Source organism: Candidatus Binataceae bacterium, assembly GCA_035294265.1.
Taxonomy (GTDB): domain Bacteria; phylum Desulfobacterota; class Binatia; order Binatales; family Binataceae; genus DATGLK01.
In genome coordinates this window covers 1-17,740 of the sequence record DATGLK010000095.1, presented here as the reverse complement: position 1 = coordinate 17,740, position 17,740 = coordinate 1, and the positions used below count along the sequence as shown (strand labels likewise).

The 17,740-nt window shown below is 62.7% G+C and carries 17 protein-coding genes; 1 reads left to right on the top strand and 16 read right to left on the bottom strand.

Annotation, left to right across the window (positions count from 1 at the left end):
• The first annotated feature begins 22 nt into the window (after positions 1 to 22).
• On the top strand, positions 23 to 1,126 hold the full coding sequence (locus tag VKV28_14665; protein ID HLH78043.1) for a hypothetical protein: 1,104 nt from the start codon (positions 23 to 25) through the stop codon (positions 1,124 to 1,126).
• Between the two features lie 61 nt (positions 1,127 to 1,187).
• On the opposite strand, the gene epsC is transcribed toward VKV28_14665, so the two are convergent.
• The 16 genes from epsC to ccsA form a co-directional block, all read right to left on the bottom strand.
• Entirely contained in the window at positions 1,188 to 1,907 is a 720-nt protein-coding gene (gene epsC / locus VKV28_14660) for a serine O-acetyltransferase EpsC (protein HLH78042.1), read from the bottom strand.
• A 122-nt stretch (positions 1,908 to 2,029) separates the two neighbouring features.
• The gene (gene cimA / locus VKV28_14655; protein ID HLH78041.1) at positions 2,030 to 3,751 is read right to left on the bottom strand and encodes a citramalate synthase; all 1,722 of its coding nucleotides are present in this window, start codon (positions 3,749 to 3,751) and stop codon (positions 2,030 to 2,032) included.
• A gap of 4 nt (positions 3,752 to 3,755) precedes the next feature.
• Positions 3,756 to 4,997: an aspartate kinase gene (locus tag VKV28_14650; GenBank protein ID HLH78040.1), complete on the bottom strand. Its 1,242-nt coding sequence runs from the start codon at positions 4,995 to 4,997 to the stop codon at positions 3,756 to 3,758.
• A gap of 149 nt (positions 4,998 to 5,146) precedes the next feature.
• A complete protein-coding gene (gene tsaE, locus VKV28_14645; GenBank protein HLH78039.1) occupies positions 5,147 to 5,614 on the bottom strand; it encodes a tRNA (adenosine(37)-N6)-threonylcarbamoyltransferase complex ATPase subunit type 1 TsaE in 468 nt (155 codons plus the stop codon).
• Positions 5,611 to 7,185, bottom strand: a complete 1,575-nt coding sequence (locus VKV28_14640; GenBank protein HLH78038.1) for an NAD(P)H-hydrate dehydratase — start codon at positions 7,183 to 7,185, stop codon at positions 5,611 to 5,613. Before VKV28_14640 ends, tsaE begins: the two co-directional genes overlap by 4 nt.
• A gap of 44 nt (positions 7,186 to 7,229) precedes the next feature.
• Positions 7,230 to 8,006 (bottom strand): pyridoxine 5'-phosphate synthase, encoded by a 777-nt coding sequence (locus VKV28_14635; GenBank protein HLH78037.1) that lies wholly within the window; start codon positions 8,004 to 8,006, stop codon positions 7,230 to 7,232.
• Between the two features lie 11 nt (positions 8,007 to 8,017).
• The gene (gene glmM / locus VKV28_14630; protein ID HLH78036.1) at positions 8,018 to 9,400 is read right to left on the bottom strand and encodes a phosphoglucosamine mutase; all 1,383 of its coding nucleotides are present in this window, start codon (positions 9,398 to 9,400) and stop codon (positions 8,018 to 8,020) included.
• A gap of 13 nt (positions 9,401 to 9,413) precedes the next feature.
• Entirely contained in the window at positions 9,414 to 10,343 is a 930-nt protein-coding gene (locus VKV28_14625) for a CdaR family protein (protein ID HLH78035.1), read from the bottom strand.
• Between the two features lie 19 nt (positions 10,344 to 10,362).
• Positions 10,363 to 11,115: a diadenylate cyclase CdaA gene (gene cdaA, locus VKV28_14620; protein HLH78034.1), complete on the bottom strand. Its 753-nt coding sequence runs from the start codon at positions 11,113 to 11,115 to the stop codon at positions 10,363 to 10,365.
• 4 nt (positions 11,116 to 11,119) lie between these two features.
• Positions 11,120 to 11,998, bottom strand: coding sequence for a dihydropteroate synthase (folP, locus tag VKV28_14615; protein HLH78033.1), 879 nt, complete (start codon positions 11,996 to 11,998; stop codon positions 11,120 to 11,122).
• 8 nt (positions 11,999 to 12,006) lie between these two features.
• On the bottom strand, positions 12,007 to 13,950 hold the full coding sequence (ftsH, locus tag VKV28_14610; protein ID HLH78032.1) for an ATP-dependent zinc metalloprotease FtsH: 1,944 nt from the start codon (positions 13,948 to 13,950) through the stop codon (positions 12,007 to 12,009).
• Positions 13,947 to 15,350 carry a tRNA lysidine(34) synthetase TilS gene (gene tilS / locus VKV28_14605; protein HLH78031.1) on the bottom strand — a complete coding sequence of 468 codons (1,404 nt, stop codon included), beginning with the start codon at positions 15,348 to 15,350 and terminating at the stop codon, positions 13,947 to 13,949. The genes ftsH and tilS overlap by 4 nt, the downstream gene beginning before the upstream one ends.
• A gap of 5 nt (positions 15,351 to 15,355) precedes the next feature.
• Positions 15,356 to 15,652 carry a chaperone modulator CbpM gene (locus tag VKV28_14600; GenBank protein ID HLH78030.1) on the bottom strand — a complete coding sequence of 99 codons (297 nt, stop codon included), beginning with the start codon at positions 15,650 to 15,652 and terminating at the stop codon, positions 15,356 to 15,358.
• A gap of 6 nt (positions 15,653 to 15,658) precedes the next feature.
• Entirely contained in the window at positions 15,659 to 16,717 is a 1,059-nt protein-coding gene (locus tag VKV28_14595; GenBank protein HLH78029.1) for a J domain-containing protein, read from the bottom strand.
• A gap of 114 nt (positions 16,718 to 16,831) precedes the next feature.
• Entirely contained in the window at positions 16,832 to 17,011 is a 180-nt protein-coding gene (locus VKV28_14590; protein ID HLH78028.1) for a CcmD family protein, read from the bottom strand.
• Positions 17,011 to 17,715 carry a cytochrome c biogenesis protein CcsA gene (gene ccsA / locus VKV28_14585; protein HLH78027.1) on the bottom strand — a complete coding sequence of 235 codons (705 nt, stop codon included), beginning with the start codon at positions 17,713 to 17,715 and terminating at the stop codon, positions 17,011 to 17,013. Before ccsA ends, VKV28_14590 begins: the two co-directional genes overlap by 1 nt.
• Positions 17,716 to 17,740 lie beyond the last annotated feature (25 nt).

The following is a 17,740-nucleotide window of genomic DNA, read 5'->3' as shown; positions in this document are numbered from 1 at the left end:
GCCGGTTAAGGAGGGCACGCACATGGCCGCGGTGTTAGGCATGGGATTAAGCCACTATCCGGGACCGCTGGTAGCGCCTGAACATTGGTCGCGGATGCTATTGCGCAACACCGAGATCGGACGAATCAAGGCTGAACTTTATAACAATCCGCAATTGTGGCCGCCCCAGATGCGCGCCGAATGGAGCGACGATCAGGGGCATGCCGCCGCCATCGAACATCGCAATCGCCTGCTCGCCGGCTATGCGCGGCTGCGCGCCGAACTGGACGCCTTCCGCCCTGACTTGATCCTGATCTGGGGCGACGATCAGTACGAAAACTATCGGCGCGATTGCATCCCCGCTTTTTGCATCGGCATTTTTGATTCGCTCCAATGCCGTCCCTACGGCGGCGGACAAGTGGTGTTCAAGACCCAAGACAACGTCTGGGGCCTGCCCAACGACACCCAGATCACCGTGCGCGGCCATCGCGAAGCGGCCTCGGGCCTGTGCCGGCAGCTTATCGAAGAGGGCTTCGATCTGGCGTACTCCTACGCCTTTCGCAGCGAAGCTGGCTTGGCCCACTCGTTCAACAACACCATCGTATATCTGGATTACGAGCGGCGTGGTTTTCCCTATCCGGTTATTCCCTTTGCGGTCAATTGCTACGGTAATCAGTTGATTAAGACCGCCGCCGGCTCAATGGGCGAAGGAGCCGACGAAGTCTCGCCGCCCGCGCCCAGCCCGGCCCGCTGCTTCGCCCTGGGTGGCGCGATCGCGCGCTGGTTCGCCGATAGCCCCTGGCGAGTGGCCCTCATTGCCTCGTCGAGTTGGTCGCACGGTTCGCTGACTGAAAAGCACGGCCGGCTCTATCCGGATTTACCCGCCGACCGCGCACGGCATGAAGAGCTCCGCAGCGGTGGTTTTGTCAACTGGGGCAAATTGCCACAAAGCCAAATCGAGGAGTCAGGGCAACACGAAATCCTTAACTGGGTTTGCTTGGCGGGAGCGATGACGCAGCTCAAGCAATCGGCGCAGATTATTGATTACGTGGAAAGTTACGTGTTCAACTCATCCAAGTGCTTCGCGCTCTTCGCACCGCGCCCCGCTTCTTCGCAGGCTAGCGTCGGCGCATCGGCAGGGAAGTAAACCTGGCCGCGGCGATTTATTTATCGACAAAGGCGAGCGTCAAGCGATGGCAGCCCGCCCTTCAGCGCGGCTTGTCCAGGGCTGGGGAAGGCGGGGGACGTTGCTCCTCGGCCATCTGATCCTCCAGACAATCTTGGCGCGCCTCCATCTCCTCTATCCGCACTGACAGCCGTTTCATTTGTTCGCTCATCGCGCCGATCGCGCGTGCCACCGGGTCAGGCAGGTGAGCGTGATCGAGATCCATGACTTCGGGGCGCGAGCGATCGCGCTCCACGGTCTTGCCCGGAATTCCCACGATGGTCGAGTAGGGCGGCGCCGAGGTGACCACCACCGCGCCCGCGCCGATTCGGCTATGGTGGCCGATGGTAACCGGGCCGAGCACGCTTGCGCCAGCGCTGATCATGACATGGTCCTCGATCGTGGGATGGCGCTTTTCCTTCTTAAGGCTGGTGCCGCCCAGGGTTACACCCTGGTAGATCAAAACGTCGGCGCCGATGTCGGCGGTCTCGCCGATGACTACACCCATCCCATGATCGATGAACAAACGGCGCCCCAGTCGGGCCCCGGGATGAATCTCGATACCCGTGCGCCAGCGCGACAGTTCGCTGACAATCCGCGCCAGCAGCTTGAGTCGATGACGCCACAGCCAGGAGGCTATGCGATGGGCCCAGATGGCGTGCACGCCGGGATAACATAAGACCACCTCCAAAACGGTACGCGCCGCGGGATCAAAGTCGAAAACAACCTGAACGTCTTCACGCAAGCGGCTAAGCCAGGCCATTGGCACCTCTGGCGCCCGCGGGCGCAGTAACAAATGCGCCCGGGCGGAAAACAATTCTGCCCCAGCCTGCTCCTTCTCTCCGCTGAGCCAAGAGCCGAGGGAGTAAAGAAGGAAGCTATCTCTTACCCAGGGCGGCGCTCAAGCACGTCGGATTTGGTCACAACGGTTCGGGCACCATTCAAATTGCCCGCGTGCGCCCGCCCGTTGGATACGACCGCCTTGCGCTTGAATGCGCGCATGGAAGCGGCGGCCCTGAGCTTGGGTTGGGCGCGGTCGCGATGCAGCTTATATTCCACCGAATCAATCAGGGCTTGCCAGCTGGCCTCGATCACGTTGGCCGAAACCCCCACCGTGGTCCAGCGCCGCTTGCCATCGGTGGATTCGATCAGAACCCTGACCCGCGCGCCGGTGCCAGCCCCGTTATCAAGCACCCTGACCTTGTAGTCGGCCAAGCGCATCGCGCCCAAGGTCGGATAGTAGGGAATGAGCGCGGCGCGCAAGGCGGAGTCCAGCGCGTTGACTGGACCGTTGCCAGTGGCGGCACTACGGGTGCGCCGCCCGTCGGGCCCGTCGATAATTACGATCGCCTCGCTAAAAGGCGCTTGCTCCGCGTTCCACTTGTCGTCGAAGACGCGGAAGCTGACTAGGCCGAAATGTTCGCGTTCCAGCCCCAGCGCACGCAGCATCACCAGCTCGAAAGAAGCGTCGGCGCCATCGTAAGCATAGCCCGCCGCCTCTAGCCGCTTGAGTTCGGCCAGCAACCCGGAAATTCGTTCGTCGTCGGGCTTGAGTTCCAGGCCGAATTCCCGCGCCTTGTAAACGATGTTGCTTTGTCCTGCCAACTCGGAGAGCAGTACACGTCGATCATTGCCCACCAACGCCGGATCGATATGCTCGTAGGTGGCTGTGTTGCGCTGTACCGCCGAAACGTGCAAACCACCCTTGTGAGCGAAAGCGGAGCGCCCGACGTAAGGCTGGCGTGTCATCGGGGTCAGGTTGGCCAGCTCGTTGACCAGGGTGGAGAGCTGGCGCAGATGCTTGAGCTTGGCCGCGGGCAGGCATTGATAGCCCATTTTGAGCTGCAGGTTAGCAATCACCGAAATCAGGTTGGCGTTGCCGCAGCGCTCGCCCAGCCCGTTAATCGTCCCCTGCACTTGGCGCGCGCCCGCTCGCACCGCCGCCACGGTATTGGCAACCGCAACGTCGGAATCGTTATGGCAATGGATTCCCACCCCGCACGGCAGCGTCTCCCGCGCCCTCGCGACCGCCTGCGCAATCTCCTCAGGCAGCCTCCCGCCGTTGGTATCGCACAGGCACACCAAATCGGCACCGGCCTGCGCGGCAGCCTTGATGCAGGACAAAGTGAATTGCGGATTTTGGGCAAACCCGTCGAAAAAGTGCTCGGCATCCAGAATCACCTCATCGACGTGCTGTTTGAGATAGCGCACGGTATCGCCCAAGATGTCAAGGTTTTCCTGAAGCGAGATGCGCAAGGCCTCGCGCACGTGCAGCTCCGAGGTCTTGCCCACCACCGTGGCCACCGGCGTGCCAGCGCGCAGGAGCAAGGCCAGGCTTCGGTCCTGCGAGGCCTTGATCCGTGCGCGGCGGGTAGCACCAAAGGCGCATAACTTGGCATGACGCAGACGCAGCTTGGCCGCACGCGTGAAGAATTCAGCGTCGCGCTGATTGGAGCCCGGCCAGCCTCCCTCGATATAATCGAAGCCCATCTCATCGAGCCGGGCGGCGATCGCCAAGCGGTCGTCAACCGTCAGCGAAACATCGTCCGACTGCAGGCCGTCGCGCAGGGTGGTATCGTAAACGTAGATTTTACCGCCGTCCGCCATCGCCTCACGAAGCGCTGGGCTTGGCGCTCTCCTCCGGGTTGGCCAAAAAGGCGTCGTGCAAGACACGCACCGCCAGCTCGCCGTACTTGGCGTCGATCACTACCGAGAGTTTGATTTCAGAGGTCGAAATCATCTGGATATTGATGCGTTCGTTGGCCAACACCTCGAACATCCGGGCCGCGACCCCGGCATGACTGCGCATCCCCAGCCCCACGATCGAAACCTTGGCCAGACCATCTTCGTGAGCCACGCCGCGTGCGCCGACTTCGCGTGCCACTTGCTCGGTCAAATCCAGCGCGCGGCGGGCGTCACCACGCCCCACGGTAAAGGTCATGTCGGTGCGTCCCTGGGCCCCGGCGTTCTGAATAATCATGTCCACGACAATCCCGACCGCTGCAATTGGGCCAAGGATGCGCGCCGCCAAGCCAGGCCGATCTTCGACTCCGGTCAGGGTGATTTTGCTTTGATCGCGATCAAGGGTCACCCCCGCGACCAGCACGTTTTCCATCGATTGATCTTCGTGTCCCACCCAGGTTCCCGCCGATTCGTTGAAACTGGAACGCACCACCAGAGGTACGTTGAAACGCCGTGCCATCTCCACCGAGCGCAACTGCAAGACCTTAGCCCCCAGCCCGGCCAACTCCAGCATCTCGTCGTAGGAGATTCGCGCTAGTTGGCGCGCCGCCGGGCAGATATTGGGGTCGGCCGTGTAAATCCCGTTGACGTCGGTATAAATCTCGCAGACCTCGGCCTCCAACGCCGCCGCCAACGCCACCGCGGTCAGATCGGAAGCGCCCCGACCCAAGGTCGTGATATCGCCTGCTCCATCGACCCCCTGATAACCGGCCACGACCACGATATTCCCACCCTTCAGGGCCTGCAACACACGCTCGCAGTCGACTGTGCGGATGCGGGCCTGACCATGATTGGAATCGGTTGCGATTTTTACCTGATGGCCCAGCAGCGAGCAGGCCGGAATGCCGTTGGCGCACAGACAGATCGCCAGCAGGGCGGCGGAGGCCTGCTCACCGGTCGCCGCCAGCACATCGGCCTCGCGGGGATCGGGCAGGGCGGCCAATTGGTGCGCCAATCCCAACAGCCGGTTGGTCTCGCCCGCCATCGCGGAGACCACCACCACGATCTGATGGCCCATTTCGCGGGTCTGCGCTACCCGTCGCGCTACAGCCCGGATTCGCTCAAGAGAACCCACCGAAGTGCCACCGTACTTCTGGACAATCAGACCCATCCTGCTATCGCAATCTCCACAGATTCGCCGTTTTTCAGGCTGTCCGGAAACCGGCCAGCTTGCGATTTATTGGTCAATAGCAAGATTGTTTCGTAAAAACCCAAGTCGAGCAATTGTGGCAGGCGAAGCGAACAAGCGTAAGTGGCGAATCAGACAAACTTCTGCTGGAACCGGGCGAGTAGCTCGAGGTAGCGTTGATGGTTGGCGCTGAGTTCGATTCGGCGCCGATTGGCCCCCTCGTATTCGATACGCACTGCCAGCCGCTCCAATTCATCCGCCTCTTGCAGGCGCTCCACCCATTCCACCGCCGCCACCGCCCTGGAAAACAGGTACTCGCGCAGCCCTAGATCGTCGACCGTGGCCCGCTCCAGACGATAGAGGTCAATATGGTAGAGCTCCAACCGCCCATGATGTTCTTGCACCATGGTAAAGGTAGGACTGAGGATGTCCTCCTCACGCAGGTTCAGGCCGTGCGCCAACCCCTTGATGAAACAGGTCTTGCCCGCGCCCAGTTCCCCAGACAGACCGAGCAGTTCGCCTCCTTCAAGCAACGAGGCCAAGCGTCGGCCCCAAGCCTTGGTTTCGCGCGCCGAAGCGCTATGCAAGGTGATAGTCACGCACCATCCTTCCTTTCGCCCAGCGAGGCCCAGGTAGCCGGCAGAGCGGCAATCAGGTCGCCTGCGATATAGCCCACTGGCCCCATCTGCGCGGCCACCCGGTCGGCTGCCGCTCCGTGAACAAAGGCGCCCGCCGCCAGCGCGTCCATCGGAGCAAACCCCTGGCCCAACAAGCCGCCGATGATTCCGGACAGGGCGTCGCCCATTCCGGGCGAGGCCATGCCAGGATTACCGGTGGAATTGATCTTAATGACACCCTCGGGGCTTGCCAGCACCGTGCGATTGCCTTTAAGCAGGCACCACGCGCCAGTCAGCTCGCAGATCCGCCGGGCGGCCGAGATGCGGTCGGCGTTGACCTGCGCGGGCGAGCTGCCTAGCAGCCGAGCCGCCTCGCCGGGATGCGGGGTGAGCACGACCGGACCCCGAGCTTGACGCAGCAGGCCGGCGCCCATTTGGGCCAGCGCGTTGAGCCCATCGGCGTCGATCAGCACAGGGCGGCGTGGCGCGGCGGCTTGGGTCACGACAAATTCCAGAATCGCCTTGGTGTCCGCGCTGACTCCAATTCCTGGGCCGATGACAATCGCGTTGTGGGCGGGAAGTAATGCGCGCAAGGAGTCGATTGCACCGGCCGCCAGATGACCATCCTGGTCGGCCAGCGCCACGGTCATCAATTCGGCCTGTCCGGCGGCCACGATTGGCGCCACCGTGCGCGCGGTAGCTACCGTCACCAAGCCCGCGCCGATACGTAAGGCACCGCGGCCAGCGAGCAAAGCGGCGCCGCTTTTGCCCCATCCGCCAGCGATTATCAAGGGATGGCCATAATTGCCCTTATGACTGTCTGCGGGCCTGGGCGCCAGCAACGGCGCAATGTCACAGACTTCCAGGAAGCATCCTTGCGGCGCCACTTCGGCTAATGCCGCGGGAGCAAAACCGATATCGATAATTTTCAATTGGCCAGTATAACTGGCACCTGGATAGCTGACGTGACCATACTTGGCTAAGCCGAAGGTCACGGTCAGCGCGGCTTGCACCGCAACCCCCATCACACCACCCGTATCGGCATTGATCCCAGAAGGAATATCCACCGCGACTCGACCGGCATCGCTACCGTTGATTAGCGCAATCGCGGCGGCGGGAAGTCCGGTTATCGGGGCGTTGAGGCCGGTGCCGAAGATCGCATCGATGATCCAGCCCGGGCTGCCGAAGGATCGGCGCAAATCTTCCTCGCTGCCGATCTCTTCGATTCGCGAGCCAGCGCCGGTCAGCTCCTGGCAGGCACGTGCGGCATCGCCCGCCAGCGCCTGGGTTCGCCCCAGCAACAACACGCGTGGCTGCAGGCCCGACTCGTGCAGGACGCGCGCCGCCACCAACCCGTCACCACCATTGTTGCCGCGGCCCGCAACGACCACAATTGCGCCAGCCCTAGCCTGGCGCGCTTGCGGCCAGCGCTCCAGCAAGGCGTGCGCAACCCCAGCTCCGGCGTTGGACATTAGGCTCCAAAACGAGATGGCGTACTTGTCGTGGCTAAGACGGTCCAGGCGGCGGCTTTCGTCGGCATTGAGCAGACGCATGATAGTGGGAGCTTAGCAAACTCCACTCCGTGGGCCATCAAATGCTAAGCGTGCTGACCAGCCGCAGCGATGAGCCGCTTCATCCCGCGCACCGCCGCCGGCATCCCGACCATTACCGCACGCGCCACGATCGCGTGACCGATATGGAGCCACTGCAGCCCACGCAGCGCGGCGATTGGTGCGGTATTGTCGTAGTTCAAGCCGTGGCCGGCGTTGACCCGCAGCCCCAGGGCGCGCGCGATCTTGATGGCCTGCGCGACGCGGGCTAATTCAGCACGGGTTTGCTCGCTGAAGCTCGATTCTCGCTTAGAGCCCGCACCCGAAGACAGGTCGCGATCCGCCAGCTCGGCGTAGCGCCCGGTGTGCAATTCCACATATTTGGCTCCGAGCTCGCGCGCGGCTTGGAGCTGGACTCGATCCGGCTCGACAAACAGGCTCACTCCGATTTTAGCCTCGTTGAGGGAGCGCACGATCGGCGCCAGCCGCTCACTCATCGCAGCCGCGTCCAGGCCGCCCTCGGTGGTCAGTTCCTCCCGCCGTTCGGGCACGAGGCAGACCTCGGCGGGGTGCAGCTTGAGAGCCAATTCGACCATCTCGCCGGTGGGCGCCAATTCCTGGTTGAGCGGCAGGCTAAGGGCCTGGGCGATGCGAAAGAGGTCGTGATCCTGGATATGACGGCGATCCTCGCGCAAGTGGATGGTGATGGCGTCGGCTCCGGCACGCTGGGCTAACAGGGCCGCCTGCAATGGATCGGGATAGTTGGTGCGCCGGGCTTGACGCAAGGTTGCGACATGATCGACGTTGACACCAAGCTTGATCATAGGCGCACGTCTTAATTGGGTTGGCCGACCTGACGCTCGATGAGCGCGCCGATTTCCTGGGCGCAGGCCTTGATCTTGCTCAGGTCTTCGCCTTCGACCATCACCCGGGCAACCATCTCGGTGCCCGAATAGCGCACCAACACCCGGCTGCGCGGGCCCAGGCGCGCGCGCACCGCGGTGATTGCGCGCTGGACCTCAGGCATCTCGCTCAGCGGTAGGCGGCGCGCCACGCGCACATTGTGCAAAACCTGGGGAAAGCGGTGCATCACGCGCATTTCCGCCAAGCCACGCCCACGTTTGAGGATCTGCTCCAGCAGCAGCAAAGTAGTGATCAGGCCATCGCCGGTGGTGGAGTGATCCATGAAAATCAAATGGCCCGATTGTTCACCCCCAAAGTTGTAGCCCTTCAAGCGCATCTCCCGGCTGACCGCCGGATCGCCCACCTCCGTGCGCACCAAGCCGATTCCCACCTCCGCCAGGGCCTGCTCCAGCCCCAGGTTACTCATCACGGTGGCCACCACGGCATTGCCCGCCAGCTTACCCGCGGCGCTCAGTGCTCGCCCCATGATCGCCATCACCTCATCGCCGTCGAACACCTCACCGCGGGCATCGACGAATAAGGCCCGATCGGCATCGCCATCCAGCGCCACGCCCAAATCGGCGCCGCTACTCAAAACGCGCTCGCGCAAGCGCGACAAATGGAGGGTCCCGCTTTGAAAGTTGATATTCTTGCCGTCGGGTTCCACGCCGATGGCAATCACGTCGGCACCCAGCTCCGCTAGCAACTCGGGGCCAACCTTGTAAGCCGCACCGTGGGCGCAGTCGATAACCAGCTTGAGCCCGTCGAACAGGCAGTCGCGCGGCAGGCAGGCCTTGAGAAAGACCAGATAGCGGCCGATTGCGTCGTCGATCCGAATCGCCTTGCCCACGTCTTCGGCGCTGGCGCGCTCAATCAGGCGGTCATCCGACACCAACTCTTCGATCCGGCGCTCCAGTTCATCATCCAGCTTGAAGCCTTCGCGGTTAAAGAACTTGATACCATTGTCTTGAAAAGGGTTATGCGAGGCCGAGATGACCACGCCAGCCGCGGCCCGCATCGTGCGCGTCAGGTAGGCGATGGCTGGAGTGGGCAGCGGCCCCACCAAAAGCACGTCGGCGCCCACCGAGCAGATCCCCGAGGCCATCGCGGTCTCTAGCATGTAACCCGACAGCCGGGTGTCCTTTCCAATCAAAACTCGGCTATGGCTGCCGGCCGGCCGGCGAAAGACCTCGGCCAGGGCGCGGCCCAGGCGTAGGGCAATTTCAGAGGTGATGGGATGCTGGTTGGCGATGCCGCGAATGCCGTCGGTACCAAACAGTCGAGGCGCCTGCGCGCGCCGTTCTTGTTGCGACAACTTATTCCTCGGTCTAGCGATAGATTCGCAGTTTAACTTTTTCGGGTTGCTGGCGCACCACCTGCAATCCCTTGGGTAAGTCCACCATTACGGGCGCTTCATACCAGCCCACGCGCAGATCTTCGGCATCGATAAACACCGCCTTGTTCAGGCTCAGCCCGTTGAGCGCGCGCTGTGGGCCGCGCACCGCCAGCGAGACGGTGTGCGGAATCACCATCGCACGCAAACTGGTGTTGCGCACGGTGATAGGAAGATTGTGGAACTGGCGCTCGGCGATAACGTCACCTAGATGCACCGTAACCATCACCTGGGTGACGGGAACTCGGATAAGTGGACCGCTATCCGCCAGCGCGATCTCGCGCGTGACATCGGCCGCCAACCCCTGCACGTCCAACGGTACGGTATCCAGCGAGCCCAGGTTGCGCAGCATGCGTTGCGGCCCGGTCACCGCTACGGTCGCGGGCTGGAGCTGAACCGAGGCTATCTCCAGCCCGTCCGCCACTTCACCGCTGGTGTCGAGATGGACCGGAAGCGATTTAGTCACAATCTGGTCGATGTCCAGCGTGATTTGCGAAGGTGTAATCTGCTCGATGCTGGTCTGGCGCGGGATGTGGAACATGTCGGTTGTGATCTTGTAATCCGCCTCGCCGGGCGTGACTCCGCGCAAATCCAGGTGAACCGTCATGCGACCGGGGTCAAGCAGTGACAGCAAGGTCTGCGGCCCCGAGATGCGCAAGTTCACAAATTGAGGATGTTCGTTGATGATCATCAGTCCGGGCGGCAGCCCGGTATATTGCACTGGAATTACCAGATCGGTTTGTGTCTCGTGCTGAGCCGCGTTGACGAAGACCCACAACCCGATCGCGATCAGCAGGGCCAGCAGGCGTAGGCCCAGATTGCGCACAAATCGCTGCCGCACCTCGGTCAGTCGCAAACCCTTCACGCTTTGCCCCACGCCAACCTTACGGATTAAAGCTCTCCAGCCGCTGGCGCAGCGCGGCGGGTTCCAGATGGCGGGTCAGCGCTCCACCGCGCGCCAGCGAGATGGTACCGTCCTCTTCCGAGACTACCACCGCCAGGGCGTCGGTATCCTCGGTCACGCCAATGGCGGCGCGATGGCGCGTGCCTAGGGTTCGGACCAGGTTGGGATTGGCCGATAGGGGCAGCACGCAGGCCGCCGCCACTACCTGATCGCCTTTGAGGATCACAGCACCATCGTGCAGCGGCGAGCCCGGCATGAAGATGGTCTCCAGCAACTCCGCACTCAAACGCGCATCCACCGGCCGTCCAGCCTCGATAAATTCGGTCAAGCCGACCTCGCGCTCAAGCACCACCAGCCCCCCAATGCGATGGGCCGATAACCAAGCCGCCGCCTGCGCCAGTTCTTCGGCGGCGGGCGCGGTCGAGCCGCGATAGCCCAAAAACGGGCGGGTACCGAAGCGGGTCAAGGCGCGGCGGATATCGACCTGAAAAATCACCACCAGGATGACGATCAACGAGCCCAGGAAATTATTGAGCAGCCAGTTGAGGGTGAACAAACCCAGAAACTGGGAGGCCACATAGGCTGCGCCGATCACTGCCACTCCCAGCACCATTTGCACCGCGCGCGTGCCGCGCATGATAAGCGCGATGCGATAGATGATCCATGCTACTACCAGGATATCGACGACGTCCTGCCAGCGCGGGAGGGGAATCAGTTCCGGTCGGAAGACCATCACCTTAGCTCCGGGCGCGAGCCACCGCCGCCGCCACCTTCACCACCGCCGCCAGCGGCGCGGGATCATGGACCCGCACGATCGCGGCACCGCCAGCCACGGCAATTGCCGTGGCCGCCGCGGTACCAAACAAAAGTTGCTCGGCCCGCGTCCCGGCCACCCGCCCGATAAAGGCCTTGCGTGAGGGCCCAATAAGAAGCGGGTAACCAAGGTGGCGCAGCCGCGCCATCCCGCCCAAGATCGCAAAATTGTGACGCGCACGCTTGGCAAAGCCAATACCCGGGTCCAGCACGATCCGCGAGCGAGCGATACCAGCCTGGCGCGCCGCGGCCGCGCGCGCGAGCAGATAGTGGCTGACCTCCGCTAGCAAATCGTGATAGCGCGCCTTACTCATCATCGTCGCCGGTGTGCCGCGCATATGCATCAGTACCACCGCTACGCGGGCCCGCGCCACCACCGACGCCATCGCAGGGTCGAAGGTCAGGGCGCTGACATCGTTGACAATAGTAGCGCCTTCCAGGATGGCACGGCGCGCAACTTCGGCCTTGCGGGTATCGATCGAGATGGCGCTACTTAACCTACCAGCCAGCTCATGCAGCACTGGCCCAACCCGCGCCCATTCCTCTTCCAGCGGCACCGCGCGGGCACCTGGACGGGTGGATTCCCCCCCAAGATCGACGATCTGGCAGCCCGCCTGGGCCAACTCTAGGGCGTGGGCGACAGCTTGGTCGCGAGCCATGAAACGGCCGCCATCGGAGAACGAATCGGGGGTCAGGTTGAGCACCCCCATCATCGCCGGAAAGCTTACGGTAAGCCCGCCCGGCAGGCGCAAATTGCGCGGCTGGTAAGCACGGCGCGCTACAACGTCAACAGCGGCAGGCACACTGGCAATCAGGCCAGCACGGGCTTGGGCGGCAACCCCGGCACCGCGCCGCCGTCGTCCTCCACCGGCCTGGGTTTCTCGACCCCAAGTTCCAGCGGGCGCTGCGGTCCATCGGGCTTGGCCAGGGCCGCCGGAGCAGGTTGGGGCAGGCGACCCTCTTTGTAGGCCGTCACGATCGCCTCGACGTCGGCACCATCCAGCACTTCTTTTTCCAAAAGCCGTTCGGCGATCGCATGCAGCGCCGGCATGTTACCGACCAGCAGGGAATGGGCGGTATCGTAGGCCTCTTGAATGAGACGGCGTACCTCGCGATCGATTTCGATCGCGGTGTGCTCGGAGTAGTCGCGCTGATGGTAGAGATCCTTACCCAGAAAGACTTGCTCGTCCTTGCGCCCGAAAGTCATCGGGCCCAACTCCTGGCTCATCCCAAATTCGCAAACCATCTTGCGCGATAACTCGGTGGCTTTTTCGATATCGTCACCCGCACCCGTGGTCATGTGGCCAAAGACCAGCTCTTCGGCGCAGCGGCCGCCAAACATCATTGCCAGTCGGGTCATCAGATACTCGCGCGTATAGGTATAGCGATCGTCTAGGGGTAGTTGCTGGGTGATTCCCAGCGCCATCCCACGCGGGATGATAGTCACCTTATGCACTGGGTCGGCGCCAGGTAGGAGCATCGCCACCAGCGCGTGCCCGCCCTCGTGGTAGGCAGTGTTGCGCCGTTCGCCCAGCGACATCACCATCGAGCGCCGTTCAGCGCCCATCATGACTTTATCCTTGGCCAACTCGAAGTCGCCCATGTCGACTTTGTCTTTATTGCGCCGCGCCGCCAACAGGGCGGCCTCGTTAACCAGGTTCTCCAGATCCGCACCGGCGAAGCCTGGGGTACCGCGCGCCAGCTTGTCCACCGAAACGTCATCCGCAATCGGCACCTTGCGTACGTGCACGCGCAAGATCCCCTCGCGCCCCTTCATGTCCGGTCGCGGCACAACTACTCGCCGATCGAAGCGACCCGGGCGCAACAGGGCAGGGTCGAGAACGTCGGGCCGGTTGGTAGCGGCCACCAGGATGACGCCTTCGTTGGCTTCGAAGCCGTCCATCTCGACTAGCAACTGATTGAGGGTCTGCTCGCGTTCATCGTGGCCGCCCCCCAGGCCAGCGCCGCGATGGCGGCCGACGGCGTCGATCTCGTCGATAAAAATTATGCAGGGCGCGTGCTTCTTGCCTTGCACGAACAGATCGCGCACGCGCGAGGCGCCCACGCCTACGAACATCTCGACGAAATCCGAACCCGAGATCGAGAAAAAGGGCACACCGGCTTCACCCGCGATTGCACGCGCCAGCAAGGTCTTGCCAGTCCCCGGCGGTCCCACCAGCAGGACGCCCTTGGGGATGCGCCCACCCAGCTTAGTAAAGCGCTTGGGATCGCGCAGAAACTGGATGATTTCCTCTAGCTCATCCTTGGCCTCATCGATGCCGGCGACGTCGGCAAAAGTAACCTTGTGGGTATTTTCGTTGAGCAGACGCGCGCGACTCTTACCAAAGGACATCGCCTTGCCGCCGCCTATCTGCATCTGCCGCATGAAGAAGATCCACACCGCCACCAGCAGCAGCATGGGAAACCACTGCACTAACGCCACCATCCACCACGGGTCGCCCTCTTCGGGCTTGGCCGCTATCCGCACGCCCTTGGCGCGCAGGGTTTGGACCAAGTCGGGGTCGTGTGGGGCGTAAGTCTTGAAATGCTCACCCGCAGTGGTGCGACCGTGGATGGAGTTGCCTTGGATTGTGACTTGGGCAACCTGGTTCTTGTCGACCTGATTGAGGAAATCCGAAAAGATTATCTCCGGTTCGCGAGTCTGTTGCCGGCTGAAGATATTGAACAGCAGCAGGAACATCAGGCCCAGCACCAGCCAGAGAGCGATGCTGCGCGAAAATTGATTCATTTTCATCTAGACGCTAGCACGCGGTTCAAATTCGGCGCAACGCTCATTCGCACCTGCAGTACCCGCTTGGTCCGCGCGCTCACCAGCGCCGCATTGGAGCGCACCAAGCCTGGCAGCCACACTACTTCATCCCTCCACACCAACAGCGGCCAACCCGCGCGCAAAGCCGGGGCCACGCGCCGTTCGATGAAGATTCGATTGAGCTTGCGCCGCCCGCGCATTCCCAAAGGAACAATGCGGTCTCCCGGGCGACAGTTTCGCACCCGCAAGCCATCCTCCAAAACATCGGCGTCAAACAGCGCCTCGTCCTCGCTGCGCGGCCTCAGCTCACCCACCGCAGGCCGCAGCCATGCTTCGATCGTGAGCCCTGCCAGATCCACCCGGGCCCCCGCGTGCAACTCCCTCTCGAACTCGAGCGAGCGCTTGGCAGGAATCTGACCGACAATCCTAAGTCTGCCGTATTGGCGCCAGCCGCGCCAGCCACCGGGCAAGTCCAGCCGTCCATTGGGTTTCCCCTTAATACATAGACGGTAGAGCGCTTCGAAGTGGCTGCGGTCGAAATGGGACAGGCTGCCCACCTGTCGCTCGACGTAGGCCCGCAGGGCCGCAAGCGCCAGCGCTTGGGGCAAGGCCTGCAGCCGCTCGATCTCCAGGTCACCGTGCGCGTCCGTGGCAGTGCTTAAAAATTGGTCGGCCAAGCTTTCTAGCAGGCTGCCAACCGAGCGCATCTCGGCAGCCAATGCACACAAGCGGGCGCTCAGGCCTGGGGAAAAGTCCGTCTCCAAAAGTGGGATCAGGCGAAGCCGCACGCGATTACGCTCGGGAACCAGCGAAGCGTTGCTGTCGTCTTCCACATAATTGGCGCCGATCGCGGCCAGATAGTCGAGGATCTCGGCGCGGCGCACTTCCAATAGCGGCCGAACCAAACGACCGGGACCCACTGGCGCCATCGCCCCCAGCCCAGTCACACCCGCGCCACGCAGCAACCGCATCAGAACGGTTTCGGCTTGATCCTCGGCTTGATGAGCCACCGCGATGTGCGCGGCCCCGACGCGCTCTGCCGCTTCGGTCAGATAGCGATAGCGGGCCTGGCGCGCGCGCGCCTCCAGGTTGCTACCTGCCAGATCGCACGCGTGGCCGACTTGCAGGGGAACCCCGAGCCGGGCGCACAGTTCTCGCACGAAGTTCTCATCGCGAGCCGCACTGTGCCGCAAGTCGTGATTGTAATGAGCGGCGTAAAGCGCCGGGCGCATCGCCGGGGCCAGGGCGAGCAAGGCGTGAAGCAGCGCCACCGAATCGGGACCGCCGGACAAGCCCAACAGCAGTGGCTGGGCTGCCATTTGCGGCTGGCGGGCAAAGAAGGCGGCCACCGCGCGCGCCACCCGATGGGAATTGCGGCGCGCCATGTCGGCTACCGCCTGGAAGATTGCAGCAACCGCACGATAATCTCGATCCCGGGCAGATTGACCTCCAATTCTTCCGCTAACAAACGGATGAGCCGGATGCGTTCGAGCGCTGCCTGATCGTAAAGTGTCTCACCCGCGCTAACCCGGCTTGGACCAATCAGATCGTGGGCTTCCCAGCGCGCCAAATCAGCTTCGTTAATTCGCCCCAGGCTGAGGATCACGGAGCGGGTGTACAGGATGCGCTCGCGCCGTGCGCTGCTCGCACGCGACGGTGCGCGCGGCTTACGGTTTCGCTCAGCCATCGCCACTCACCGCAGCAGATCCGCCCGCGGATCGGGCGCGTGCCGCTCACTGCGGTGCCGCGCCAATTCACGCATCAGGGCGCGCTCGGGCTCGGTCAGATCCAGCGGTGCCATCACCTTGAGTTCGAACAACAGGTCGCCCGCCGGCTCGCGGCCGCGCGCGGGCAGACCCTTGCCCCGCAGACGCATCACTCGCCCGGTCTGACTGGCGGGCGGAACCTTCAGTGAAATTTTGCCCTGAGCGGTGGGCACCGTGACCTCGGCTCCCAGCACCGCTTCATAATCCCAAACTGGCAGTTCGCAACGCAGATCGCGCCCCTCCAGCTTGAAGATGCGATGGGGCTGGATGCGCACGGTCAAATAAAGATCGCCATTGAGATTGGCGCGCACTCCGCGCCCCCCCTGACCCGCCAAGCGCATTCGGTTGCCGTCACCGGTGCCGGCCGGGATAGTAACCTCCAAAGTGCGCCGGTTATTGACGATTCCGGTGCCGCCGCAGTTGGGGCATTCGCGCGCCGCGCGGACCACACGGGCCTGGCCGGCCCGCTGGCTTTCCATCACCATGCCCGAGCCCTGGCATACTGGGCATTCGTCACTGGCGCTCAGCTCTAAACGTCGCGTGGCCCCGTGGATCGCCTCTTCCAGCGAGATCTCGACCTCGGCCTCCAGGTCGGGCGCACGTTCGGAGGCCGGGTTGCCCGCCCCTCGTGCGAAGCCCCGTCCCAGCCCGCCGCCAAAGAAGTTGGCGAAAAAATCGCTGAAATCGCCCTGGGCACGCGCCCAACCATGCCCCATCCCGGCGCGCGCATAGCGCCGGCGCAATTCGTCCTCGGACGCGCCGCGCTGCCAATCGGCCCCCAACTCGTCGTATTTTTTTCGCTTCTCCGGATCGCCCAGGACTTGGTAGGCCTCGTTGATTTCCTTGAAGCGCCGCTCGGCTTCCTTGTTGCCCGGATTGACATCGGGATGGTACTTGCGCGCCAGCTTACGGTATGTGGACTTGATCTCGGCTTCAGTCGCACCGCGTGTCAGGCCCAGCGTTTTATAATAGTCTTGAAATTCCATTCCTCGTCCGCCAGCTTCCCGTTACGGTCCCGCACCTGCGGTATTTAAACTGCGCACGAACCGGGCTGGCGCAAGGCCGGTGGCCCGGGCGGCTGGAGATCTTACCAGCTAGGATCACCGACTGGCCTCGCGCCCACCGGCCGATGGAGCTTGGGTAAGCGCCCTCAAGCTGCTCTCCAACTCCCTTAGGCGGCCCTCCAGGCGAGCCTGACGATTGCCCACTAACAGTACATACAAGCCGATTAATACAAAAATCAGGCTATAAGCGGCGAACAGATAGCCCAAGTTATCCATCACACCCTGGCCTCCATTTCATACAGCGCCAAGCGGCGGCGCGCGCTGGCGATTTTGGAACCCAAGCGCAACGTGCGCAAGCGTAGCCACAGCAACCAGACAAACAACAGGCTGAACGCACCCAACGCCACCAGCAAGGTGGCGATCATGCGGGGATCCTGCAGCCCATGTTGCCCTTGACGGGTGAGCAGCACCGCGGGGTGAATGGTACGCCACAATCGCACGGAAACGATGATCACCGGTACATCGACCACGCCCACGATACCGATGACCGCGGCAAAGCGCGCGACTTCGGGACTATCGCCAGCAAATGCACGCAACAGCAGGTAGCCGGCGTAAAGCAACCACAAGATGAAGGTCGTGGTCAGGCGCGAATCCCAGGTCCACCAAGTGCCCCAGATAGGCTTGGCCCAGATTGAGCCGGTGATGAGAACCAGGGTGCAAAACAGCATCCCGATCTCGGCCGCCGCGTAGCTCAAGTCATCCCAGATCTGGCTACCCAGCCACAAATATAGGATAGCCGCGACAGCAACCAGTCCAAAAGCGAGGAAAGCAACCCAAGCGCAGGGCAGATGGAAATAGAAAATACGCTGCACCAACCCCTGCTGGGCTTCGGTAGGGACGTAGACAAACACCATGAAAAGCGCGGCTAGCATCGACGCAATGCTGGCCAGCCCCAGGCTCCATGCCATTCCAAGCTTCATTTATCTCTAGTCCTCGAGCACTGCG

Excerpts from the sequence above, each read along its gene's own strand:
- ccsA (HLH78027.1), bottom strand. The coding sequence starts at position 17,715 with ATGAAGCTTGGAATGGCATGGAGCCTGGGGCTGGCCAGCATTGCGTCG.
- VKV28_14665 (HLH78043.1), top strand. The coding sequence starts at position 23 with ATGGCCGCGGTGTTAGGCATGGGATTAAGCCACTATCCGGGACCGCTG.
- VKV28_14595 (HLH78029.1), bottom strand. The coding sequence starts at position 16,717 with ATGGAATTTCAAGACTATTATAAAACGCTGGGCCTGACACGCGGTGCG.
- VKV28_14635 (HLH78037.1), bottom strand. The coding sequence starts at position 8,006 with ATGATCAAGCTTGGTGTCAACGTCGATCATGTCGCAACCTTGCGTCAA.
- cimA (HLH78041.1), bottom strand. The coding sequence starts at position 3,751 with ATGGCGGACGGCGGTAAAATCTACGTTTACGATACCACCCTGCGCGAC.
- VKV28_14590 (HLH78028.1), bottom strand. The coding sequence starts at position 17,011 with ATGGATAACTTGGGCTATCTGTTCGCCGCTTATAGCCTGATTTTTGTA.
- ftsH (HLH78032.1), bottom strand. The coding sequence starts at position 13,950 with ATGAAAATGAATCAATTTTCGCGCAGCATCGCTCTCTGGCTGGTGCTG.
- VKV28_14600 (HLH78030.1), bottom strand. The coding sequence starts at position 15,652 with ATGGCTGAGCGAAACCGTAAGCCGCGCGCACCGTCGCGTGCGAGCAGC.
- epsC (HLH78042.1), bottom strand. The coding sequence starts at position 1,907 with ATGGCCTGGCTTAGCCGCTTGCGTGAAGACGTTCAGGTTGTTTTCGAC.
- cdaA (HLH78034.1), bottom strand. The coding sequence starts at position 11,115 with ATGGTCTTCCGACCGGAACTGATTCCCCTCCCGCGCTGGCAGGACGTC.
- VKV28_14650 (HLH78040.1), bottom strand. The coding sequence starts at position 4,997 with ATGGGTCTGATTGTCCAGAAGTACGGTGGCACTTCGGTGGGTTCTCTT.
- VKV28_14640 (HLH78038.1), bottom strand. The coding sequence starts at position 7,185 with ATGCGTCTGCTCAATGCCGACGAAAGCCGCCGCCTGGACCGTCTTAGC.
- tilS (HLH78031.1), bottom strand. The coding sequence starts at position 15,350 with ATGGCGCGCCGCAATTCCCATCGGGTGGCGCGCGCGGTGGCCGCCTTC.